Genomic DNA, 18,107 nt, shown 5'->3' on the forward strand with positions numbered 1-18,107 from the left:
CGGCATCGCCGCGCCCCACTTTCTCGATTACAGCCCGGATCGCAGCCGTATGAGCGATGCGTTTCATGGCACCGTAGCACCCGGACCGACGCTGGATCTGAAACCACTGACCGTGACCAAGGGGTTCGCGGCGCGTGCGCTGACCCCGCTGTTATCCGCGGCGATCCTGATTGCAGCCTTGTGGCAATTGCGTCATCTCGACGTGCGCGCGGTCATCGGCATGGTGCCGCGGCCGCCGCTGTTCTGGCTGCTGTTTGCCGCGGGGTATCTGGCCCTGCCGGCCAGCGAATGGGTGATCTATCGCCGTCTATGGGGACTGCCGCCCCGCGGTTTCCTCGCGCTGCTGCGCAAGCGGATCAGCAACGAGATCGTCGCTGGGTATTCGGGCGAACTCTATTTCTATGCCTGGGCGCGCAAGCACGCGTCGCTCGTGGGCAGCCCGTTCGGGACGATCAAGGACGTGTCGATCCTGTCCGCGGTCGTCGCCAACGCGTGTACGCTCGGGCTTGCACTGGTCAGCTGGCAATCGCTCGTGGCGCTGCATTTGGGCACCGATGCAAAGATGATGATCGTCTCGGCGGCCAGCATCGCGCTGCCCTCTGCCATCGCGTTGGTGATGCGCAAGCGGCTGTTCACGCTGCCGCGACCGGAACTGGGCCGGATCGCCGTGATCCACCTGCTGCGCATCGTCGCGACGACGATATTGTCGGCGGCCTTGTGGGCCGTCGCGCTGCCCGCCGCGCCCCTTGCCTGGTGGCTGGTCCTCGCCACGCTCCGGCTGCTGGTATCGCGCCTGCCCCTGTTGCCCAACAAGGAGATCGTGTTCGCGGGGCTGGTCGCCTTCACCGCCGGCACCGCCTTCCACATGGCAGCGCTGCTGACGATGATCGCCGCACTGTGGCTGCTCACGCATCTGCTGCTCGGTGCCATGCTGGCCGCCGTCGAACTCGTGAGCCCGGAGTCCCTGCAGTGATCCTTCCCCTACTGATGCTCGCCACGACCAGCCCACCGGTCGCCCTGCGGTCGACGCCCGCACTGGGCATCGACGCGGCGCGGTGTCGCCCGCACGAACAGGGTCCGGCGGTCCTCGTGACGGTTACCGGATTGAAGGATCGCGTGGGCACGCTACGCGGCGAAATCTACCCCGCGATCGAGGGCGAATTTCTTGCCGATGACAACGTCCTCGTGGCGCAGGGCAAGACGTTCCGCCGATCGGTGATATCGGTTCCATCGTCTGGGCTGGCACAACTGTGCCTGCGCGTGCCGCGCGAAGGCGTTTACACGCTCAGCGTCGTCCACAACCGAGGCGGCGGCCACGGTTTCAGCCTGTTGCGCGACGGGATCGGCTTTGCGAGCAACCCAGCACTCGGACATTCCAAGCCGCGTGCCGATCAGGCCCGGATCGTCGCGCACGCGGGAATCACGCTGACGACCGTGGTGATGAACTACCGCAGCGGACTGTTCTCGTTCGCGCCACTAAAGCGCTGAATGCTGCTGATCGGCGTATCAGCCAAGGCTCGGTCTAACCTCTGGAGGCGGTCGACGCACCGGTGGCTGATCCAATTTCCGCGATCGCTGCGTCTCATGCGCGAATGAAATTGATGAAGGCCCGAAGGGGCGGCGGCACGAGACGGCGTCCGGAATAGTAAAGGAACGGCCCCGGGAATGCTTGCCACCAGTCTGGCAGCACCGGTTCCAACACGCCGCGGTTGATCACCGGGCGAAGCCAGTCTTCGAACAGAAAGATGATGCCGCCGCCCGCAACGGCGACGTCGACCAGGAGATCGATCGCACCCGCGATGCTCGCGATCAACGGGCCCTGCGGCTCTACGCGTACGATCTCGCCGTCGCGCTCGAATTCCCATGGGCTGGTCAACGCGCCACTCGTGAACCGACCCCGCAGGCAGGCATGGTCGAGCAGGTCGCGCGGATGGCCCGGACGGCCATGCACGTCCAGATAGGCCGGCGCAGCGGCCGTGGCGAAGCGCTGCACGCGGGGACCGATCGGCACGGCGATCATGTCCTGCTGCAGCCGCTCGTCATATCGGATGCCGGCATCGCAGCCCGACGCCACCATGTCGACGAAGCCGTCATCGGCCACGACCTCGACCTGAACGTCCGGATAAGCCGCAAGGAAGCCGGGCAGGATCGCCGGCAACACCAGCCGTGCCGCACTGACGGGGACATTGAGACGCAGCGTTCCGGCCGGCCGATCGCGGAACAGATTGACGACATCCAGCGCCGCCTCGACTTCGCCCAGCGCCGGCGCCAGGCGCTCGATCAGCCGCATCCCCGCCTCGGTCGGCGTGACGCTGCGCGTGGTACGGTGGAGAAGCCGCACGCCCAACCGCGTCTCGAGCCGCCGCACGGCCTCGCTGAGCGTCGACGCGCTCGACCCGGCGGTGCGGGCGGCGTCTCGGAACCCCCGCGCCTGCGCAACCGCGAGGAAGGCGTTGAGGTCGGCAAGATCAGCCTTCATCGTTCGGTTTTCCGTACAGCCCGTGCGGACTACTCCGGCTTATCGAAGCAATCTTCAACGCCTATTTCACGCATCGATACAGGAGATTGACGATGACGATTGAAAAAGCGGGCACCTACGCCCTCGCCGGACGCAACGTGAAGCGGATCGGCTATGGCGCGATGCAACTCGCCGGCCCGGGCGTATTCGGCCCGCCGCGTGATCACGAGCAGGCTCTGGCCGTGCTCCGTGCGGCGATCGCGGCCGGGGTAAACCATATCGACACCAGCGACTTCTACGGACCGCACGTCACGAACCGCCTCATCCGCGAGGCGCTGTCGCCCTATCCCGACGACCTGCTGATCGTCACCAAGATCGGGGCCCGCCGCGGCGAAGATGCCGCCTGGTTGCCCGCGTTCGATCCGGACGAGCTCGCGCAAGCTGTCGAAGACAATCTGGCCAACCTTGGGCTTGAGGCGCTCGATATCGTCAACCTCCGACTGATGTTCGACGTGCACGGCCCGGCTGAAGGTTCATTGGCAGCGCCACTCAAGGCGGTCGCGGATCTGCAACGCCGGGGGCTGGTCCGCCATATCGGGCTCAGCAACGTCACGCCCGGCCAGTTCGAGGGGGCGCGCAACATTGCCGAGATCGTCTGCGTCCAGAACCAGTATAATATCGCACACCGCGGCGACGATGCCTTCATCGACATGCTGGCTGCCGAAGGCGTCGCGTATGTCCCGTTCTTCCCGCTTGGTGGGTTCAATCCGCTCCAGTCGGCCACGCTATCCGACGTCGCGTCCAGGCTTCAGGCGTCGTCGATGCAGGTCGCCCTGGCCTGGCTACTCCAGCGCGCGCCCAATATCCTGCTGATCCCGGGGACATCCTCGGTGGCCCATCTACGCGAGAACCTCGTCGCGGCATCCCTGACTCTGCCAGAGGACGCCATCGCCGAGCTCAACGCGGTCGGGTAGAAAGCGAGATCTTGAACTCTCCGCTCTCACTGGAGCGGCCCGAACCCAGAATGCGATATTCATTCTAGCTGAAGCGCTTCCTGAAAGCGGCCACGCAGCGCGCTCAAACACCCTGACAGGTCGGCCCATCGGTTACCCGCAGTGCGGGCGCCCGGTGTGGTCGGCCCTGTCCTCTCTGTTGCGGATGTACGGGAGTGACACGATCCGATCAGAACTAGCGCTGGGAAACGCCAGCGCCCGCGCGTCGCCGCCTTACACATCAAGATCTTGCGCGCGGACCTTCGCGGTTAACTATTGTCGACCAACTCTTATCGGACCGGTCATTTTGAATCGGGACCATTGGAAGGCTTCCGCTGTTGATCGGCCAAGCTGTCGCTCTCTGCCTGCCTGATCAGGATCATCACGTCCTCGATAATCTTTCGCACCGCGGCTGCGGCGAGATGTTCGTCGCCGGCCTGGATCGCTTCCAGGACCGCCCTGTGCGCAGGCAGGCTCGCGCTGCGGCCCTTGAAACGGTTGGTGAAGCGGATCGACGTCCGTAGCGCTGTCGAGACGAGCTCTTCAAATTGCGCAAAAAACATATTGCCGCCAGCACGCAGGATCGCAACGTGGAACGCAATATCCGCCTCTAGCGCATCTTCTTCACCGCGCTCGGCCGCTTCCATCCGCGCATAGCCCGCCGCGACTGTCGCCTTGTTGTCGACCGTTGCATGCGCGGCGGCAAGTTGCGCCGCCATCGGTTCGATCGCTAATCGGAGCTCATTGAAGCTGCGTAGCAACGGCAAGGTGAATTTACGCTCGAGTAGCCACCGCAGCACGTCGGTGTCGAACAGGTTCCACGCCGATGTCGGCTGCACGATCGTACCCTGACGTGGCCTTGCCGAAAGCAGCCCCTTGGCTGTGAGCATCTTCACAGCCTCGCGCGTCACGGATCGACTGACGCCGTGCTGCGTCGAGAGGTCTGCCTCGGTTGGAAAACGCTTCCCGTCATAATGACCGGTGACGATCGCGCGGCCAAGCGAGTCAAGCATGCCATGAGTCAGATTGCGGCCCAGCGACGTGCGGACCCGGCTCGGTTCGGTATCGTTCATCAGCGTCTGCTCGCCCACTTTCGTCACAACAACAAGGCCGCGCGTGCTTACGCGAACGTGCCGACTGGGATGGCGCGATCGGGAACCGGTATCCCTGCCAGTGCGAATATCGCTCCAGCAGGGATGGCGGGACTATAGCAGCAGTAAGCGAGCTTCGGCGTTGAAGACAACGGCTCGCGAAAGACCATCAGAAGCGGAAGCGGAAGCCTGCCGACCAGACGGACTCCTCGTAACGCACCACGCGCGGCAGGGTCGCGCTGGACCCGTCGGCATAATCGTAGGTCAGATCGGAGCGGAACGGCTTGGCCAGAATGTTCGTCCAGTCCGCGGTGAGCGTGAAGTTCTTGATCACGTCGTAGCTTGCGGACAAATCGAGACGGCCGATCCCGCGCACCCGCTCGCTATAGGCATCGGCACCGCGAAACTGCAGCGTGCCGAGATAGCTGCTGCGATGATTCCACGACAGTCGCGTCGAAAAGCCGGCGCTCTCATAAATACCCGCGATGTTGTACGTCCATTTGGAAACCCCGATAATGGGGGTCTGCGCAATGCTGCCGCCCAAACTGGTCGGGACGCCGGTCTTCGCGTCGAGATAGGTGATGTTCGTATCGATCCCGAATGCACGCGCCCAGTCCGGCAGACCGTCGAAATCTAGGAAGGTCGTGAACTGTGCCTCGGCGCCCTGAATACGCCCCTTGCCGCTGTTGAACGGTTGCGAGATGTTGAGCGTGTAGCCGTTCTCATCGACGCCAGCGATCTGGTAGTTCGAGATGAAGCCGGTCAGATCGCGTCGGAACGCGGCAAGCGCAAACGTGCCCGTCTTCGAGAAATAATATTCGAGGCTGGCGTCGTAGTTGTTCGACTTGAGCGGCTTCAAGTTGGCGTTGCCGGCACTACCGCTGCGGATGCAGCTTGCCGCGTTCGGGTTCAGGCTTGCTGGCAGCAATGCGTTCGTGACGGGATCGAACTCACAACCGGGCACAGATCCCGAATTGACCGCCGGATTATACTGACCGAATCCAGGCCGCGAGCGTGTCTGGGTCGCCGTCAGGCGCAGCTGCAACTGATCGGTGAAGCGGATGCGGGCGTTCGCATTGGGCAGCCAGTCGGTATATTTGGTCGTGGCGTCGATCGGCGTCGCGGTCGTCCCGCTGAGCGACGTCGCCATCAGATTCAGCGTCGTGCCCACAACGCGCACGCCAATCGAACCATCGACCCGGACGCCGGTCCCAAACGCGTATTTGAGCTGGCCATAGCCGGCATAGGAGCGTTCGTTGGACGTGTAGGTCGCTGCGGGATTGATCGGAGGAGCGCCAGTTGGAAAGCCGACGAACGCCCGCAACTGTTCGACGTTGTTCCGAATACCGTCGTAGGTCGGCGAATAGTATCGGCCGAGACCATTGCCCGCGTCGCTCGGAAAGCCGCTCGACCCGACAGCATAGTCGACCGGTACCGCGCTGAGCGGCAGCCGCTGCCCCTCGACATAGGCATAGCGATCGCCGTCCTCATAGTGCGCGTTGCGATCGACATAGCGGAAACCCGCCTCGATCTTGGTCAGATAGTCGTTGCCGGTATCGTACGACGCGTCGATCCGGCCCTGCCAGTCGCGACCGCGCGCGATTTGCTGACGGTCGTAGAAGCCGCGGAAGATATAGTTCGACGCGGCGAGCGGATCGACACCGGCAAGCGTAAAGCTGGGCGTGCCGCTGATCAGGCCGGTGTCCGCGGTGACTGTGGTCGGCGAAGCGTAGGCCGTATCGAACGAATAGACCGAATTGGTGAACTTGCTCGCGGTGCGCGCGATGTCGGTCGACAGATGAAACGCGCCCGAATCATATTTGCCACCGATTGCGTATTGATAGGTATCGGTCTTGCCATATGTCGCCCCTTGGAAGCCTTCGGGCCGGTTCGGGTTCACCGCCGTCAGGCTGCTGACCAGGTTTGAGTTCTGGCCATAGACCACATCGTTATACGCCGACGCGCCGTATAGCGGCACGCTGGTCTCGCGGTCGGAAACCTGGTTGCGGAAACCCTGCCACAGCGCCTCGGCATAGAATTCCAGGCCCGGTTGTGGCCGCCACTGGAGCGCGCCGTTCAACGACGGGCGCGACCGCTTGCCTTCGCCAAACGTAATGCGCTGGATGTCGGGGAACCGCGCAACGGTGTTCGACGGCTGGATCGTCGGATTGGCGATGAAATCCGTGTTCGACAGCGTCGAATCAAGATAGTTGAGGCTGGTGTAACTGAAATTGAGCAGTGCCCCAAACTCCCCCGCCCCAGTGTCCCAACGATTCGACACGAGCAGGTTACCGTTGGGCGTAAAGTCCTTGGATCGCTTTTGATACTGGCCCCAGAACGAGCCTGCGATCTCCAGACCGTCGAAATCGAACGGCTTGCGGCTGCGCACGTTCACTTCGCCAGCGAGGCCGCCCTCAACCAGATCGGCAGTGGTCGTCTTGAACACTTCGATCGCGGCGATCGCGCCCGCCGGGAAGTCCTGCAACGCGACCGCGCGCGACTCCGCCGTAAAGATCTCGCGCCCGTTATAGGTCGTCGCAAAATCGGGCAGACCGCGGATCAGGACTCGACTCGCCTCGCCGCCACCGCGATCAACCTGGACACCGGGAATGCGTGCCGCAACGTCGGACAGCGCGACGTCGGGCAGCTTGCCGATGTCGGAAGCGACGATCGAATCGATCTGCTGGTCCGAATTGCGCTTGATCGCCTGCGCCGACCGAAGGCTTTGCCGCAACCCGGTTACGACGATGTCGCCATCGTCTGCCGCCGCCGGTGTAGCCGGTGCCGCCTGGACGTCGGTGGTCACGGCGTCTTGCGCGGATGCTGGCGTCGAGCCTGCGGTGTTACTCTGCGCGCCCTGCTGTGGGGCCGTCTGGGCCTGGCCGGGTGCAGCGACAAGCGCCAGAATCGACGACGTTCCGAGAATGACTAGTTTGCGGCGCATGGACGGCCTCCCCTCTTGCGGTGATCGCGGCTTCTGCCTCGAAGCTCGTGTTCGCGGGGCCCTACACCCAAGCTCGATCCTGATACAAGATAATTATCTTATATATCTGAGCTAAGGGGTGCGGCCTGACGGGGCGACTTCACTGGTATGATAAATAACGTTTGTTTTCCCCAACCGCTTTTGCAACAAGCCGCGTCGACGGCGCTGATGGCGGCGCAATCGGGAGAGGACAATGAAGACGCTGGCCCTGATGCTAGGCGCGGCAAGCCTGATCGCGCCGACGGTCGCGAACGCCGGGCAGGCGAAGCGGGCTGTGTTCGGCACCCTCCCCGATGGGCGTGCGGTGCCCGCTATCACCCTGACCAACGGTCACGGTGTTTCAGCGACGATCATCGCCTACGGCGCGGCGCTCCAGTCGCTGATTCTGGCCGATCGGAACGGCAAGCCTGCCGATATCGCGCTCGGATACCCAACCCTCGATAAATATCTTTCGAAGCCGCAATATTTTGGCGGCACGGTCGGGCGCTTCGCCAACCGCTTGGCGCGGGGGAAATTCACGCTCGACGGCAAGAGCTACCAGACGCCGGTCAATGACGGGGTCAACGCGCTACACGGCGGCAATGTCGGGTTCGACAAGGTATTGTGGCAGGTTACCGAGACGCACGACGGCCCTACTGCCTCGGTTCGTCTCCACCATGTCAGCCGCGACGGCGAGATGGGCTATCCCGGTACGCTCAGCGTCGATGCGACCTACTCGCTGAACGATCGCGACGAACTGACGATCGAGTACCGCGCGACCACCGACACATCCACCATCGTCAACATTACCAACCATGCCTATTGGAACCTGTCTGGCGAGGGCGCCGTGGACGGCGCGATGGGGACGATGGTCACGATCCCGGCCGACCACTATCTCCCGACCGATGCAGGCGCGATCCCAACCGGCGCGTTGGCGCCCGTCGCGGGTACGGTCTTCGATTTCCGCACGCCGCACACGATCGGCGAGCGCGTCCGCGACGCCAGCGACCAGCAGATCGTGTTCGCCCGCGGCTATGATCACAATTGGGTCATCGGCCGTAGCGTGACACCCGACATTCACCTGATGGCACGCGCCCACGATCCCGCCTCCGGCCGCGGATTCGAGCTCTGGTCGAACCAGCCCGGCCTGCAGTTTTATTCGGGGAATTTTCTCGACGGGACGAGCGCAGGGAAGTCGAACAAGGTTTATCGCGAGGGCGATGCGTTCGTGATGGAACCCCAGATCTTTCCCGACACCCCTAACCAGCCCGCCTTCGGTTCCGCCCGTCTCAACCCCGGACAGACCTATCGCAACGTCATGACCTATCGTCTGACCACCGGAATGGTACGCTGAAATGACAGGAAACCGCATGATCCGTCGCACCGTCGCGTTTGCCGCCGCAAGCATCGCCGTCTTGAGCGCAACCGCCGTTCCCGCCGATGCGCGCGGACAATGGACCAAGCCCGAAGCCGCGCGGTGGTCGACGACGCAGCCCTGGGCGATCGGTTCCAATTACGCCCCTGCCACCGCGATCAACCAGCTCGAAATGTGGCAGGAGGCGACATTCGATCCCGTTACGATCGATAAGGAACTGGGCTGGGCCGAACGGTTGCACATGACGACGATGCGCGTGTTCCTGCACAACATGCTGTGGGAACAGGACGCGGCGGGATTCAAGAAACGCATCGACATCTTCCTGGCGATCGCCGCAAAGCATCACATCAAGCCGATGTTCGTGCTGTTCGATAGTTGCTGGGATCCGAACCCGAAGCTCGGGCCGCAACACCCGCCTATTCCGGGCGTGCATAATTCGGGATGGGTCCAAGGCCCCGGCGCCGCACGGCTTTCGGACAAGAGCCAGTACGGCAAGCTCGAAGGGTATGTGAAAGATATCGTCGGCACCTTCGCCAAGGACGACCGCATTCTGGCTTGGGACGTGTGGAACGAGCCCAACAACGGCGGCGGCGGCAACTATGCGGAGACGCCGGACAAGAAGAAGCTCGTGGCCGGGCTCCTCGACCAGGTCTTTACCTGGGCGCAGGGCCGGGACCCGACGCAGCCGCTGACGAGCGGCGTATGGATCGGCGATCATTGGGACCAGTCCGCGACGCTCGATCCTGTCGAGCGTATTCAGGTCACGCGTTCGGACGTGATGACCTTCCACGACTATAGCTGGCCCGAGACGTTCGCGAAGCGCGCGCATCAGATGTTGAGCTACGGCCGACCGGTCATCTGCACCGAATATATGGCGCGCGGCGCGGGTTCGACCTTTGACGGCAGCCTGCCGATCGCCAAGCGCCTCAACATCGGCATGATCAACTGGGGTTTCGTCGACGGCAAGACCCAGACCCGAATGCCTTGGGACAGCTGGAAGAAGCCCTATACCAGCGACGAGCCGACGGTGTGGTTCCATGAAGTGTTGCGTGCCGACGGCACGCCTTACCGGGTCGCCGAAACCGAGTTGATCAAACGGCTCGCGATCGCACCAAAGGGAATCGTGCCACCGGCGCCACAACCGTGAAATGCCGGGGCGCCATCGCCGCCGCCTTGATCCTTTTAAGTGGCGCAGCTCCTGCCGAGCAGGTGAAGTCGATCTTCGCCGGCGCCGACCCTTCCGCCTTGTTTGCTGACGGGCAGATGTGGATCGAGCCGACCGGAGATGGCAATACGCTTGAAAGTTGGTCGTCACCCGACCAGGTCCATTGGCAGAAACGCGGTGTTCTCTTGCGACTCGCGGACGTCAGTTGGGCCGGTGCGGACCATGCGCGCAGGCATTTCCTGTGGGCACCCGACATGCGCGCGGCGAATGGGAAATATTACCTCTATTACTCGGTCGGTCCGCAGCAGCCCACGCCGAGCAGGCTAGGCGTCGCGGTTTGCGATACGCCCGCCGGCCCCTGCAAGGACAGCGGCAAACCACTGCTGACCGGAGGAAACGGATTCGAGGCGATCGATCCCATGGTGTTCGTCGATCCCAAATCCGGTCGCCGCCTACTCTACGCGGGCGGCAGCGCAGGCGCCCGGCTGCGCGTTTTCGACTTAGCGCCGGACATGGTGACCCTGGCCGGCGAGGTTCTGGTCGATCAGCCCCCGCGCTTTACCGAAGGCGCGTTCATGCATGAGCGGAACGGCATCTATTATCTCTCGTACAGCACCGGCCACTGGAACATGTCTGACTATTCCGTCCGCTACGCGATGGCCGCATCGCCCATCGGTCCGTGGAAATACCGCGGAACGCTGCTGACGAGCGACCGTAAGTTCAAGGGCCCTGGCCACCACGCGTTCGTGCAGGACCCGAAAACCGGCGAATGGCTGATCGTCTATCATCGATGGGAGGGCAAGGGAGGCGACGGCCCCTATACCGACGATCGCAAGGTCGCGATCCAATCGATCAAGTATGACTTGCTCGGCCAGATCGAACCGGTGCGCATGAGCGACTGACGATGCGGTAGCATTCGGAAGAGGACGCAGGAACCCGCCGACTGATGAATGAGACAATAGGCCTGCAGCCGGAACGTAAGGTAGAGATGGGCGGATCGCGGGGACTTATGCAGTGCGCCTGCAACGCGCCCCTCGCCCGACCATCTGCGGAAAGCCAAGCTTTAGAGCCGACCTCTTGCGATTTTTTTGAAGCGGCCAGTCTGAATCCGTTTACCTTGCCGCACATCTGGTTGAGCGGCCGTCGTGTCGCTCGTCGCGGGCATGACGCCAGCGGCTCAAGCTTGGTATAGGATGCGACCAATGCACTACATGCTGCTGTTCAATGAAACGTCTGCCGAAAGGGCAAAACCCAACGATCCGGCTCAAGCTGAGGCTTATTGGGGTGCCTGGACTGCGTACATCGGTGCGATCGCGCAGAGCGGCGCGATGGTGAGTGGAAATGGCCTGCAACCGCCTGACGTCGCCACGACCCTCCGGATAGAGAACGGCAAGCGCCATGTTGTCGACGGTCCATTCGCGGATACGAAGGAAATGCTGGCCGGATACGTCATTGTCGATGTCGCCGACCTCGACGGCGCGTTCGAATGGGCATCGCGGGCGCCGTGCGTGACAGCGGGCTCGGTCGAGATCCGCCCCGTGTTGCCGCCGCCAAGCGCCTGATGGATCGCGCGCGTCACGACGCTGCCGATCAGGCGGAAGTCGTGGCGCGCTCGTCCTATGGCAAGCTGCTCGCGATCCTTGCCAAGCGATGCGGCGACATTGCAGTCGCGGAGGATGCACTTGGCGACGCCTTCGCGGCCGCACTCGCGCAGTGGCCGCGTGACGGCGCGCCGGCCAACCCCCTTGGTTGGCTGTTGACGGTTGCTCGGCGCAGCATCGGCCATGCCGCAGGGCGACGCCACACGGCCGAAGCCGCCATCGGGCTTGTCCAGTTGCTTCAGGATGAACGCGAGGCGACGGTAGCCAGCGCCTTTGGCGATGAACGGTTGGCGCTGATGTTCGTCTGTGCGCACCCGGCGATAGACAGCGACGTTCAGACACCTTTGATGCTTCAAACAGTGCTCGGGCTTGATGCCGCCCGCATTGCCGCGTGCTTCCTGGTGTCCAGCGGCACTATGAGTCAGCGGTTGGTGCGCGCGAAGCGGAAAATACGCGATGCCGGAATCGCGTTTGTCGTTCCCGACCGCACCAATTTGGCCGCTCGCCTCGAGATGGTCCTGTCGGCCGTCTACGCCGCCTATGGCACCGCCTGGGAAAACGTGGGCGGGACCGACAGCAAGTTTGGCGGGCTGGCGTCAGAAGCAATCTGGCTCGCGCGTCTGCTCCGCAAGTTGCTGCCGGATGACCCTGAGGTCATGGGGCTGTTGTCGTTGATGTTGCATTGTGAGGCGCGCCGTAGTGCGCGACGTGACGCTCAAGGCGTGTTTGTACCCCTTGATCGGCAGGACTCGTCGCAATGGAGCCGCACGATGATCGGCGAAGCGGAGGCGCTGATCCGCGCAGCGTCGCTGCTTGCAACACCGGGCCGCTTCCAGATCGAGGCGGCCATCCAGTCGCTTCACGCTCATCAAGGGATAACCGGAGAGCACTTCACCGAACCACTCGCGCGGCTGTACGACGTTCTCGCACGTTTCGCGCCGACGACCGGCGTGTTGGTGGCTCGTGCCGTCGCGCACGCCGAAAACGGAGCGTCGGTACGTGCGCTGCGGCAACTGCGCGATGTTCAGAACGGGACCAACTATCAGCCATGGTGGGCAGCGCGGGCGCGCGTGTGCTGGTTGGCGGGTGACGAGGATGAAGCATGGGCCGCTGCCAGGACAGCCGCGCAGCTCAGCAGCGATGCCAGCGTAAGGGCCTTTCTGCTCAGCGGTGGATTCCGACGAGCAAGATAACCGCGACTGCGATTTATCAGCGCGCGTTCAGTTTAGGAACCTCAGTCCAGGGTCAAAAGGTGCTGCATCGCCGTACGCATTCGCTTGTTTCGCGCCAAACGTGAGACGCTTCGGGCGTTCCGCCATGCCACCCGGCTTGAAGCTACCTGATCGTCAAACCGGCGGCTTGCTCGAGGAACGGCCTACAGCTCGATTGGTGGCCCAACACGTTCCATGCCGTATGATCGTAGCAGGGCGGCGTCCTTCTCCTTGGAATAACCACCGGGCGCGAAGCCGAGTTTCTCCCAGGCGTTGAAGAACGCCTCCATCTTTCCCGCGGGCGCGTAACTCAAGAGCAGACGCCCACTCGTGGAACCTGAGAACGCCCAGGCATGCGGGACCCCGCGAGGCCCGAGCACGCAGTCTCCGGTCCTAAGCGAAAATCGCTGCTCGCCGACCTGGATGAGGTACTCACCCTCCAGAACATAGAAGAGTTCGTCTTCTCCCTGGTGTACGTGAAGAGGCGGTCCACCGCGGCGCTGGTTTGCCTGCTCGATAACGAATAGATCCCCTTTCGTGTCACTCGTCAGGACCTTGTAGGTTGTAGCGCTGACACCAATCTGATGCGGGTTTCCGTCCCGGTCCTGTCCGGCGTTCACTTTCGCGATGGTCGCTTTCGACTGCAAACCTGCATCCGTCATCGGGTCAACGACGCCGATCAGGCTGGTCGTTCCGGACGAAGCCCGTGCCGCCGCGCCGCCAACCAGCGCCGCGATCGGTAAAGCCAAGATTGATCGACGTTCCACGCGTTGCTCCTTTGCGTTGGTTATCTGCCTGAACGATGCTGAGCCTGGTCCGCGGCGAGCAGCCGGGCGCATAACCCTTTCGGACGCCACGACTGCGTCAGGGTCGTAGGTGGCCTATCTTCGTCGTGTAGGATGAGGGCGAAGCCATGTCGCGGCATTCGTCCGATCGCCATCAACAGCATCGGTGGTCCGGCTTCGATAACCAGGCTCTGCCCCGAACCCCTTAATGACTGTACGCCACGGGGTGTCTCAAGGCATGTATCGCCGCTTACGGCAAAAAATGCCTCGGGCCCGGAATGAACGTGAACCGGCGCGCTGGTGCCGGGGTTAAAGATCGAGCGAAGATATTCCGCCGCGTAACGGCGCGCAGGTAGAATTGGCAGCGGACCCACCGTGCCGACGTGCGTGCCGCCTTTGGGCCGCCACGCGTCGCCGGCCAAGGTAAAGAGCCAGATAGAGCCAAAGGCGGTGACGATCACGCTAGCGTCGCGCGCCCTCGCTCGAGCCGCGGTGATCGATCTGAAACGATCAAGATGCCAAAACACCGGCGCGCTCGGCAGAGCAGTCAGCTGCTGATGGGCTAACAAACAAGCAGGCCCGGGTGCCTCAACCGCCTCACATGGCCGCGTCGTCGCCTGAGACAGCGCTGATGCCGGCAAGGCCGCAGTTGCGATCATGATGAAAGCGAAAGATATCACCCGCATGCGCGATGCCCCTTCTATAGAATCGGGAAACACGAACTTGTTGTTTTACAGTAACAAGTCCCGTGAGCAGAGCAAACTCCATGCTTGTTACCCATCCCGTAAATCACAGGGCAGACTCGTGCTGAATCGTCAAACGGGGTGAGCTTGTTGAAATGCGCTCCACGGCCCCGCCAAGTCCGCGGCGTGAACGACATAGATCTTGAATTGCGGCCCCTTGGGCGGGCCGATCTGCGGCACGAACACCAGGATATAGACGACAAAACTCGCGTCATTCTTCGCCAGGTCGACCGCAAACACCGAGCCTGAGGGGCTTGGTCATCTCGGGTCCGAGCGGACGCCAGTTCACCAGATCGCCCGAATGCCAGATGACGATCGCGGGATAATAGAGGAACGCGGAGAAGGCCGCGTAAGAGTCCGCGCCGTCCTTCAGCACGTTGGATCGGGGCGATCACCCGACAGTAGCGGATTGCGGTACAGCCCGTTGCCGAGATCGGCGACGCGCTGCCCCTCCACGACGCGCGCGGACGGCGTTGCCCCAGCGGACAGCCGGGGCCGCGCGAGCCTCGGGAAATCGCGGTTCGCCACCTCGGCGGCGGCCAGCGCGCGCCTGCTCGAACGCCGCATACGGCGCGCCGCAAGCCTGAAAATCTGGACCGCCTCTCATCCTAGACGATCCCGACCCGTGCGGCGCTTCCGCCGGGCGGTGCGACGGCCGATCATCAGCGGAATACGCACAAGCGGATACAGCACGCGCAGTCCGCCCCGCAGGCCGAGCTGGCCGACATCCTCGCCCGATACCGCCAGGCGGCGCAGGATCGCGACGCGGTTGCGCCAGCGGGTCGCGATCAGCGCCTTGGCGGCGATCTCCGCCCAGCCGCGATACGGGGTCGCGGCGAGTTCCGTCGCACCGCCGCCCGCCAGCATCACGCGGAGCGCGAGGTGGTTCAGCATGCGCAGCCGCCACGACCGTGGCGCGACGAAGCCATCCGGCAACGGCGTGCCGAGCAACCGGTTGGCGAGAATCATTGCCGATGCAGCCGACCGTTCGGCGCCCGCCCCGCGTGCGACGGCCCAATAGCGCACCCCCCCATCGGCGCTGCCGCCGATCAGCGCGGCTATGTCGGCCAGCCACTTCAGTCGCGCCCAGAGATGCGCTGCGCCATGCGTGCACAGATAGACGAACAGATCGTCGTCGCCGAGCATCCGCAGTCGCACCGTGGCGTTCACCCCGATGGCCTGCCAGCGGTGTTCGCCGGGCAATGCCGCATCCGCGAGGTCGTCGGATACGCGCCAATGCAACTCGACGATCGTACCGGTCCTGCGGGCTGGCCAACCGCATCGGACGAGGACAACACCGTTAACTACCTTGGTCTGAAGGTCACCGGCTGGCGCTATGACGTGGTAGCTCGAGGCGCTGCCATCGACATCGATGCGCTGGGCTACGTGGCGGGGAAAACCCGAACCGAACTTCGGGGTTCGGGGCTCGGCGCGTACGACTTCATCGGCTCCAATGCCGGCCTGACCTGGACCGGTAAGGCCGGCTGCTTCGACATCGTGAAGGTCAAGGCTATTGCGGGCGGGGCGATCCGTGAGACGGTGACTCTGACCAACGCACGCTGTGGCACGTTGACCGACGTCCGTTACATGCACGCCATCGATCCGGATCAGGACGCGAGCCAGGAGAATGTCTTCCGGATCACTGCCCGCGGGACCGTGGTAGCCACGCCGAAGAAGGCCGGGCCGACCGTCACGCTATCGAGCGCCGACCCCCGCGCGACGGCGTTCGGTATTCCGAACCTGCTGCTGCCGCGTGCTTACAACGTGAAGTTCGACGCGCTGCGAAAGATTGCTGCCGTGACCAAGGGCGACGGTGATGCGATCCTGCTGTTCCGCCTTGGCACGATGGCGGCTGGCGCATCGGTGACCGTCTCCTACGGCATCGCGATGACGCCATAATCGCGGTAGCCTCGACACCTTAGCTTGCGCGTTGTTCCGCGTTCGTTCCACATGAGCGGATGCGGAAGCACGACCGAATCATCGTCGAATTATCGATGCAGATCCTGCGGGAGGCTGTCGATCGGTCGCGCGCCGAGACCGTCGCGACGGTCGACGTCCGGCTCGCGCTGCGCTGCCTTCTGCCATACTGCCGCGAGCGCTGGTCGTTCATTAGCTTCTGGCACGGGGCAGCGCGGCCGGACAACTCCCGGTTCGCGAACCTCCACCCTTGTTTTAATGGGATATGGCGACAGCTGAAAGACGCCAGCGCCTATGACGGACCGGCGTTCTAGGCTCGCTGCGTCGTAGTGGTGGAGATTGCTCCCCGCGGGTAATCCTTGAAGCTATAACCAAGCTTCGACACGTGAGACCTGATCGCGCATTGGGTACGCCCCAGCGTCAACGCTAGCATCGGAGCGCGAGCGCCCTTGCGCAGCATGCGTTTTAGCTTGGCGTCATCCTCGGCGGTCCATATGCGCGGCCCAATCACGTGCCATTCTCCGAAGTGTTCGTGTGGAAGGCGGAAGTTGGTCCTGTCCTGCCGCAGGAACAAGGCGGAACGGTTGGGTTAGTTAGCCGATTGCCCGTTTTCGCCCACAATCGCATCGACAGCAGCCGCAATCCGGCGCCAGTCCTCGACAGCCGCGCGGTGTTCAATGACGTCACCTAGCTGCGAAATGATATAGTCGGCCGCGCCCGCACCGTGCTGCTCGACGATCTGGGCGGCAGTTTGCCAGATCGCGCGTTCGGGTAGGCGCATGGCCTCAGTCACTGCTTGGGAAGTCCTCGGCGAAGCTGATCAGCACGTTGAGGTCGTCGGCAGTCAGACCGCTTTCCTCGTCGATCGTCTCGCCGTGGTTCCAAGTCGCGCGGAACGCCTTCAGCCCGGCGACAGCGTCGTCAAGATCAGGTGCTTGGTGCATAACGTAGGCTACGCTCGATTTTTCGATTCAGGAAAGACCGTTAGGACCGGCCCGCTCTCAAAACATCGACCCGCTCAGCCTGCTCGGCAAGTTCGTCGAGCCGCTTGGCCGATACCAGTAGGCGGTCTCTGGCGTTTGCAAGAGGTGTAGCATCCGCCTCGTGGCGATGGTCGGCTGCCCGTCTGCGGTATTCTTCGCTAAGATTCGACATGCCCCTGCCTACCTCTTCCGAGGGGCCACGCAAGCCGGTAGGATCGCAAAATGGACGAACTTACCACCTCCATAGTCGGCATCGACTTCCCGAACCCGGACAAGAGCAAGAGCAACCGGCGCATGGAGATCATGCTCTGCGCGGCCGGTGACCCGGTCGAGTTACGGCCGGAACCGACCAACGAGTTCGACAGCAACGCGATCGCCGTATGGTCCGAACGCGGGGTGCAGATGGGCTATATCAGCGCAGAGCGAGCCCCGCTGATCGGGAAGCGAATGCAGGGAGACGATGTCGCTGCGGTGTTCCAGGGGCTGGTCCACAGCGGGGCCTATATCCGGCTGCGGTTCGGAGGCGGGCTCCCTACCCTTCCCCCGGCGCCGGCTGAGCCACAGCGCGCGCCGCCTGCGCCGCGATCGATGGGTGCCAGGCCGCGACGCTTGTTCGATCCGCACGCATTTTATCCGGACGAAGAAGGCCCTCAGTTCGGAGCCTAATCAGTACAGCTTCATGGGAGGACCATGCAAACCTAGTGCACGAAGGGAAGGAGAAGCAGCGTCCAGAGGGCGAGACTGACCGGCAGCACCATTACGACCCCCCAGTTTAGCTTCGCGTGATTCATCCGAGGTGACGAATGCATTTGCGTGGCCATCAG

At 63.2% G+C, this 18,107-nt stretch carries 21 protein-coding genes; 11 read left to right on the plus strand and 10 right to left on the minus strand.

Features of this window, described 5'->3' with window-relative positions; all coding sequences use genetic code 11:
- Positions 1-49: 49 nt before the first annotated feature.
- Both U1701_RS07430 and U1701_RS07435 read left to right on the plus strand, forming a co-directional pair.
- Entirely contained in the window at positions 50-973 is a 924-nt protein-coding gene (locus U1701_RS07430; protein WP_332781899.1) for a hypothetical protein, read from the plus strand.
- A complete protein-coding gene (locus U1701_RS07435; RefSeq protein WP_332781900.1) occupies positions 970-1,488 on the plus strand; it encodes a DUF2141 domain-containing protein in 519 nt (172 codons plus the stop codon). The genes U1701_RS07430 and U1701_RS07435 overlap by 4 nt, the downstream gene beginning before the upstream one ends.
- 94 nt (positions 1,489-1,582) lie before the next feature.
- Here U1701_RS07435 and U1701_RS07440 read toward each other — a convergent pair whose 3' ends face one another.
- Positions 1,583-2,479: a LysR family transcriptional regulator gene (locus U1701_RS07440; RefSeq protein WP_332781901.1), complete on the minus strand. Its 897-nt coding sequence runs from the start codon at positions 2,477-2,479 to the stop codon at positions 1,583-1,585.
- Positions 2,480-2,571: 92 nt separating this feature from the next.
- Between U1701_RS07440 and U1701_RS07445 the strand changes: the two genes are divergently transcribed.
- Complete coding sequence (locus tag U1701_RS07445; RefSeq protein ID WP_332781902.1) at positions 2,572-3,432, plus strand: aldo/keto reductase family oxidoreductase; 861 nt, start codon at positions 2,572-2,574, stop codon at positions 3,430-3,432.
- Positions 3,433-3,752: 320 nt separating this feature from the next.
- Here the strand turns inward: U1701_RS07445 and U1701_RS07450 are convergent, their stop codons facing one another.
- Together U1701_RS07450 and U1701_RS07455 are read right to left on the minus strand one after the other, a co-directional pair.
- A complete protein-coding gene (locus U1701_RS07450) occupies positions 3,753-4,523 on the minus strand; it encodes a FadR/GntR family transcriptional regulator (protein ID WP_332781903.1) in 771 nt (256 codons plus the stop codon).
- A 187-nt stretch (positions 4,524-4,710) separates the two neighbouring features.
- The gene (locus tag U1701_RS07455) at positions 4,711-7,485 is read right to left on the minus strand and encodes a TonB-dependent receptor (protein ID WP_332781904.1); all 2,775 of its coding nucleotides are present in this window, start codon (positions 7,483-7,485) and stop codon (positions 4,711-4,713) included.
- 232 nt (positions 7,486-7,717) lie between these two features.
- On the opposite strand from U1701_RS07455, the gene U1701_RS07460 reads away from it, so the two are divergent.
- The 5 genes from U1701_RS07460 to U1701_RS07480 all read left to right on the plus strand — a co-directional run bounded on the left by U1701_RS07460 (position 7,718) and on the right by U1701_RS07480 (position 12,837).
- The gene (locus U1701_RS07460) at positions 7,718-8,857 is read left to right on the plus strand and encodes an aldose epimerase family protein (protein WP_332781905.1); all 1,140 of its coding nucleotides are present in this window, start codon (positions 7,718-7,720) and stop codon (positions 8,855-8,857) included.
- 16 nt (positions 8,858-8,873) lie between these two features.
- Complete coding sequence (locus U1701_RS07465) at positions 8,874-10,025, plus strand: cellulase family glycosylhydrolase (RefSeq protein WP_332781906.1); 1,152 nt, start codon at positions 8,874-8,876, stop codon at positions 10,023-10,025.
- Complete coding sequence (locus tag U1701_RS07470) at positions 10,022-10,945, plus strand: family 43 glycosylhydrolase (RefSeq protein WP_332781907.1); 924 nt, start codon at positions 10,022-10,024, stop codon at positions 10,943-10,945. The genes U1701_RS07465 and U1701_RS07470 overlap by 4 nt, the downstream gene beginning before the upstream one ends.
- 300 nt (positions 10,946-11,245) lie before the next feature.
- Positions 11,246-11,605, plus strand: coding sequence for a YciI family protein (locus tag U1701_RS07475; protein WP_332781908.1), 360 nt, complete (start codon positions 11,246-11,248; stop codon positions 11,603-11,605).
- On the plus strand, positions 11,530-12,837 hold the full coding sequence (locus tag U1701_RS07480; RefSeq protein ID WP_332781909.1) for an RNA polymerase sigma factor: 1,308 nt from the start codon (positions 11,530-11,532) through the stop codon (positions 12,835-12,837). The genes U1701_RS07475 and U1701_RS07480 overlap by 76 nt, the downstream gene beginning before the upstream one ends.
- A 182-nt stretch (positions 12,838-13,019) precedes the next feature.
- Here U1701_RS07480 and U1701_RS07485 read toward each other — a convergent pair whose 3' ends face one another.
- The 5 genes from U1701_RS07485 to U1701_RS07510 form a co-directional block, all read right to left on the minus strand.
- Positions 13,020-13,622 (minus strand): cupin domain-containing protein, encoded by a 603-nt coding sequence (locus U1701_RS07485; RefSeq protein ID WP_332781910.1) that lies wholly within the window; start codon positions 13,620-13,622, stop codon positions 13,020-13,022.
- A gap of 615 nt (positions 13,623-14,237) precedes the next feature.
- Positions 14,238-14,408, minus strand: coding sequence for a hypothetical protein (locus U1701_RS07490; RefSeq protein WP_332781911.1), 171 nt, complete (start codon positions 14,406-14,408; stop codon positions 14,238-14,240).
- 47 nt (positions 14,409-14,455) lie between these two features.
- A complete protein-coding gene (locus tag U1701_RS07495) occupies positions 14,456-14,623 on the minus strand; it encodes a hypothetical protein (RefSeq protein ID WP_332781912.1) in 168 nt (55 codons plus the stop codon).
- A gap of 129 nt (positions 14,624-14,752) precedes the next feature.
- Entirely contained in the window at positions 14,753-14,950 is a 198-nt protein-coding gene (locus U1701_RS07505; RefSeq protein WP_332781914.1) for a hypothetical protein, read from the minus strand.
- Between the two features lie 36 nt (positions 14,951-14,986).
- Positions 14,987-15,625, minus strand: a complete 639-nt coding sequence (locus tag U1701_RS07510; protein WP_332781915.1) for a nucleotidyltransferase family protein — start codon at positions 15,623-15,625, stop codon at positions 14,987-14,989.
- On the opposite strand from U1701_RS07510, the gene U1701_RS07515 reads away from it, so the two are divergent.
- Entirely contained in the window at positions 15,620-16,282 is a 663-nt protein-coding gene (locus U1701_RS07515; protein WP_332781916.1) for a hypothetical protein, read from the plus strand. The genes U1701_RS07510 and U1701_RS07515 overlap by 6 nt on opposite strands.
- A gap of 59 nt (positions 16,283-16,341) precedes the next feature.
- Positions 16,342-16,614 carry a hypothetical protein gene (locus U1701_RS07520; RefSeq protein WP_332781917.1) on the plus strand — a complete coding sequence of 91 codons (273 nt, stop codon included), beginning with the start codon at positions 16,342-16,344 and terminating at the stop codon, positions 16,612-16,614.
- A 275-nt stretch (positions 16,615-16,889) separates the two neighbouring features.
- Here U1701_RS07520 and U1701_RS07525 read toward each other — a convergent pair whose 3' ends face one another.
- Together U1701_RS07525 and U1701_RS07530 are read right to left on the minus strand one after the other, a co-directional pair.
- Positions 16,890-17,081 (minus strand): hypothetical protein, encoded by a 192-nt coding sequence (locus tag U1701_RS07525; protein ID WP_332781918.1) that lies wholly within the window; start codon positions 17,079-17,081, stop codon positions 16,890-16,892.
- A gap of 4 nt (positions 17,082-17,085) precedes the next feature.
- Complete coding sequence (locus U1701_RS07530) at positions 17,086-17,244, minus strand: hypothetical protein (RefSeq protein WP_332781919.1); 159 nt, start codon at positions 17,242-17,244, stop codon at positions 17,086-17,088.
- Between the two features lie 261 nt (positions 17,245-17,505).
- Between U1701_RS07530 and U1701_RS07535 the strand changes: the two genes are divergently transcribed.
- Positions 17,506-17,949, plus strand: a complete 444-nt coding sequence (locus tag U1701_RS07535; RefSeq protein WP_332781920.1) for an HIRAN domain-containing protein — start codon at positions 17,506-17,508, stop codon at positions 17,947-17,949.
- The last annotated feature ends 158 nt before the right edge of the window (positions 17,950-18,107 follow it).

The organism is Sphingomonas rhamnosi (assembly GCF_036663615.1).
In the GTDB taxonomy this organism is placed as follows: domain Bacteria; phylum Pseudomonadota; class Alphaproteobacteria; order Sphingomonadales; family Sphingomonadaceae; genus Sphingomonas.

Coding starts and splice junctions, on each gene's coding strand:
- U1701_RS07430 (WP_332781899.1), top strand. CDS start 50: ATGAGCGATGCGTTTCATGGCACCGTAGCACCCGGACCGACGCTGGAT.
- U1701_RS07440 (WP_332781901.1), bottom strand. CDS start 2,479: ATGAAGGCTGATCTTGCCGACCTCAACGCCTTCCTCGCGGTTGCGCAG.
- U1701_RS07445 (WP_332781902.1), top strand. CDS start 2,572: ATGACGATTGAAAAAGCGGGCACCTACGCCCTCGCCGGACGCAACGTG.
- U1701_RS07450 (WP_332781903.1), bottom strand. CDS start 4,523: ATGAACGATACCGAACCGAGCCGGGTCCGCACGTCGCTGGGCCGCAAT.
- U1701_RS07455 (WP_332781904.1), bottom strand. CDS start 7,485: ATGCGCCGCAAACTAGTCATTCTCGGAACGTCGTCGATTCTGGCGCTT.
- U1701_RS07460 (WP_332781905.1), top strand. CDS start 7,718: ATGAAGACGCTGGCCCTGATGCTAGGCGCGGCAAGCCTGATCGCGCCG.
- U1701_RS07465 (WP_332781906.1), top strand. CDS start 8,874: ATGATCCGTCGCACCGTCGCGTTTGCCGCCGCAAGCATCGCCGTCTTG.
- U1701_RS07475 (WP_332781908.1), top strand. CDS start 11,246: ATGCACTACATGCTGCTGTTCAATGAAACGTCTGCCGAAAGGGCAAAA.
- U1701_RS07480 (WP_332781909.1), top strand. CDS start 11,530: ATGGGCATCGCGGGCGCCGTGCGTGACAGCGGGCTCGGTCGAGATCCG.
- U1701_RS07490 (WP_332781911.1), bottom strand. CDS start 14,408: ATGGAGTTTGCTCTGCTCACGGGACTTGTTACTGTAAAACAACAAGTT.
- U1701_RS07505 (WP_332781914.1), bottom strand. CDS start 14,950: ATGCGGCGTTCGAGCAGGCGCGCGCTGGCCGCCGCCGAGGTGGCGAAC.
- U1701_RS07515 (WP_332781916.1), top strand. CDS start 15,620: ATGCAACTCGACGATCGTACCGGTCCTGCGGGCTGGCCAACCGCATCG.
- U1701_RS07520 (WP_332781917.1), top strand. CDS start 16,342: ATGCGGAAGCACGACCGAATCATCGTCGAATTATCGATGCAGATCCTG.
- U1701_RS07525 (WP_332781918.1), bottom strand. CDS start 17,081: ATGCGCCTACCCGAACGCGCGATCTGGCAAACTGCCGCCCAGATCGTC.
- U1701_RS07530 (WP_332781919.1), bottom strand. CDS start 17,244: ATGCACCAAGCACCTGATCTTGACGACGCTGTCGCCGGGCTGAAGGCG.
- U1701_RS07535 (WP_332781920.1), top strand. CDS start 17,506: ATGGACGAACTTACCACCTCCATAGTCGGCATCGACTTCCCGAACCCG.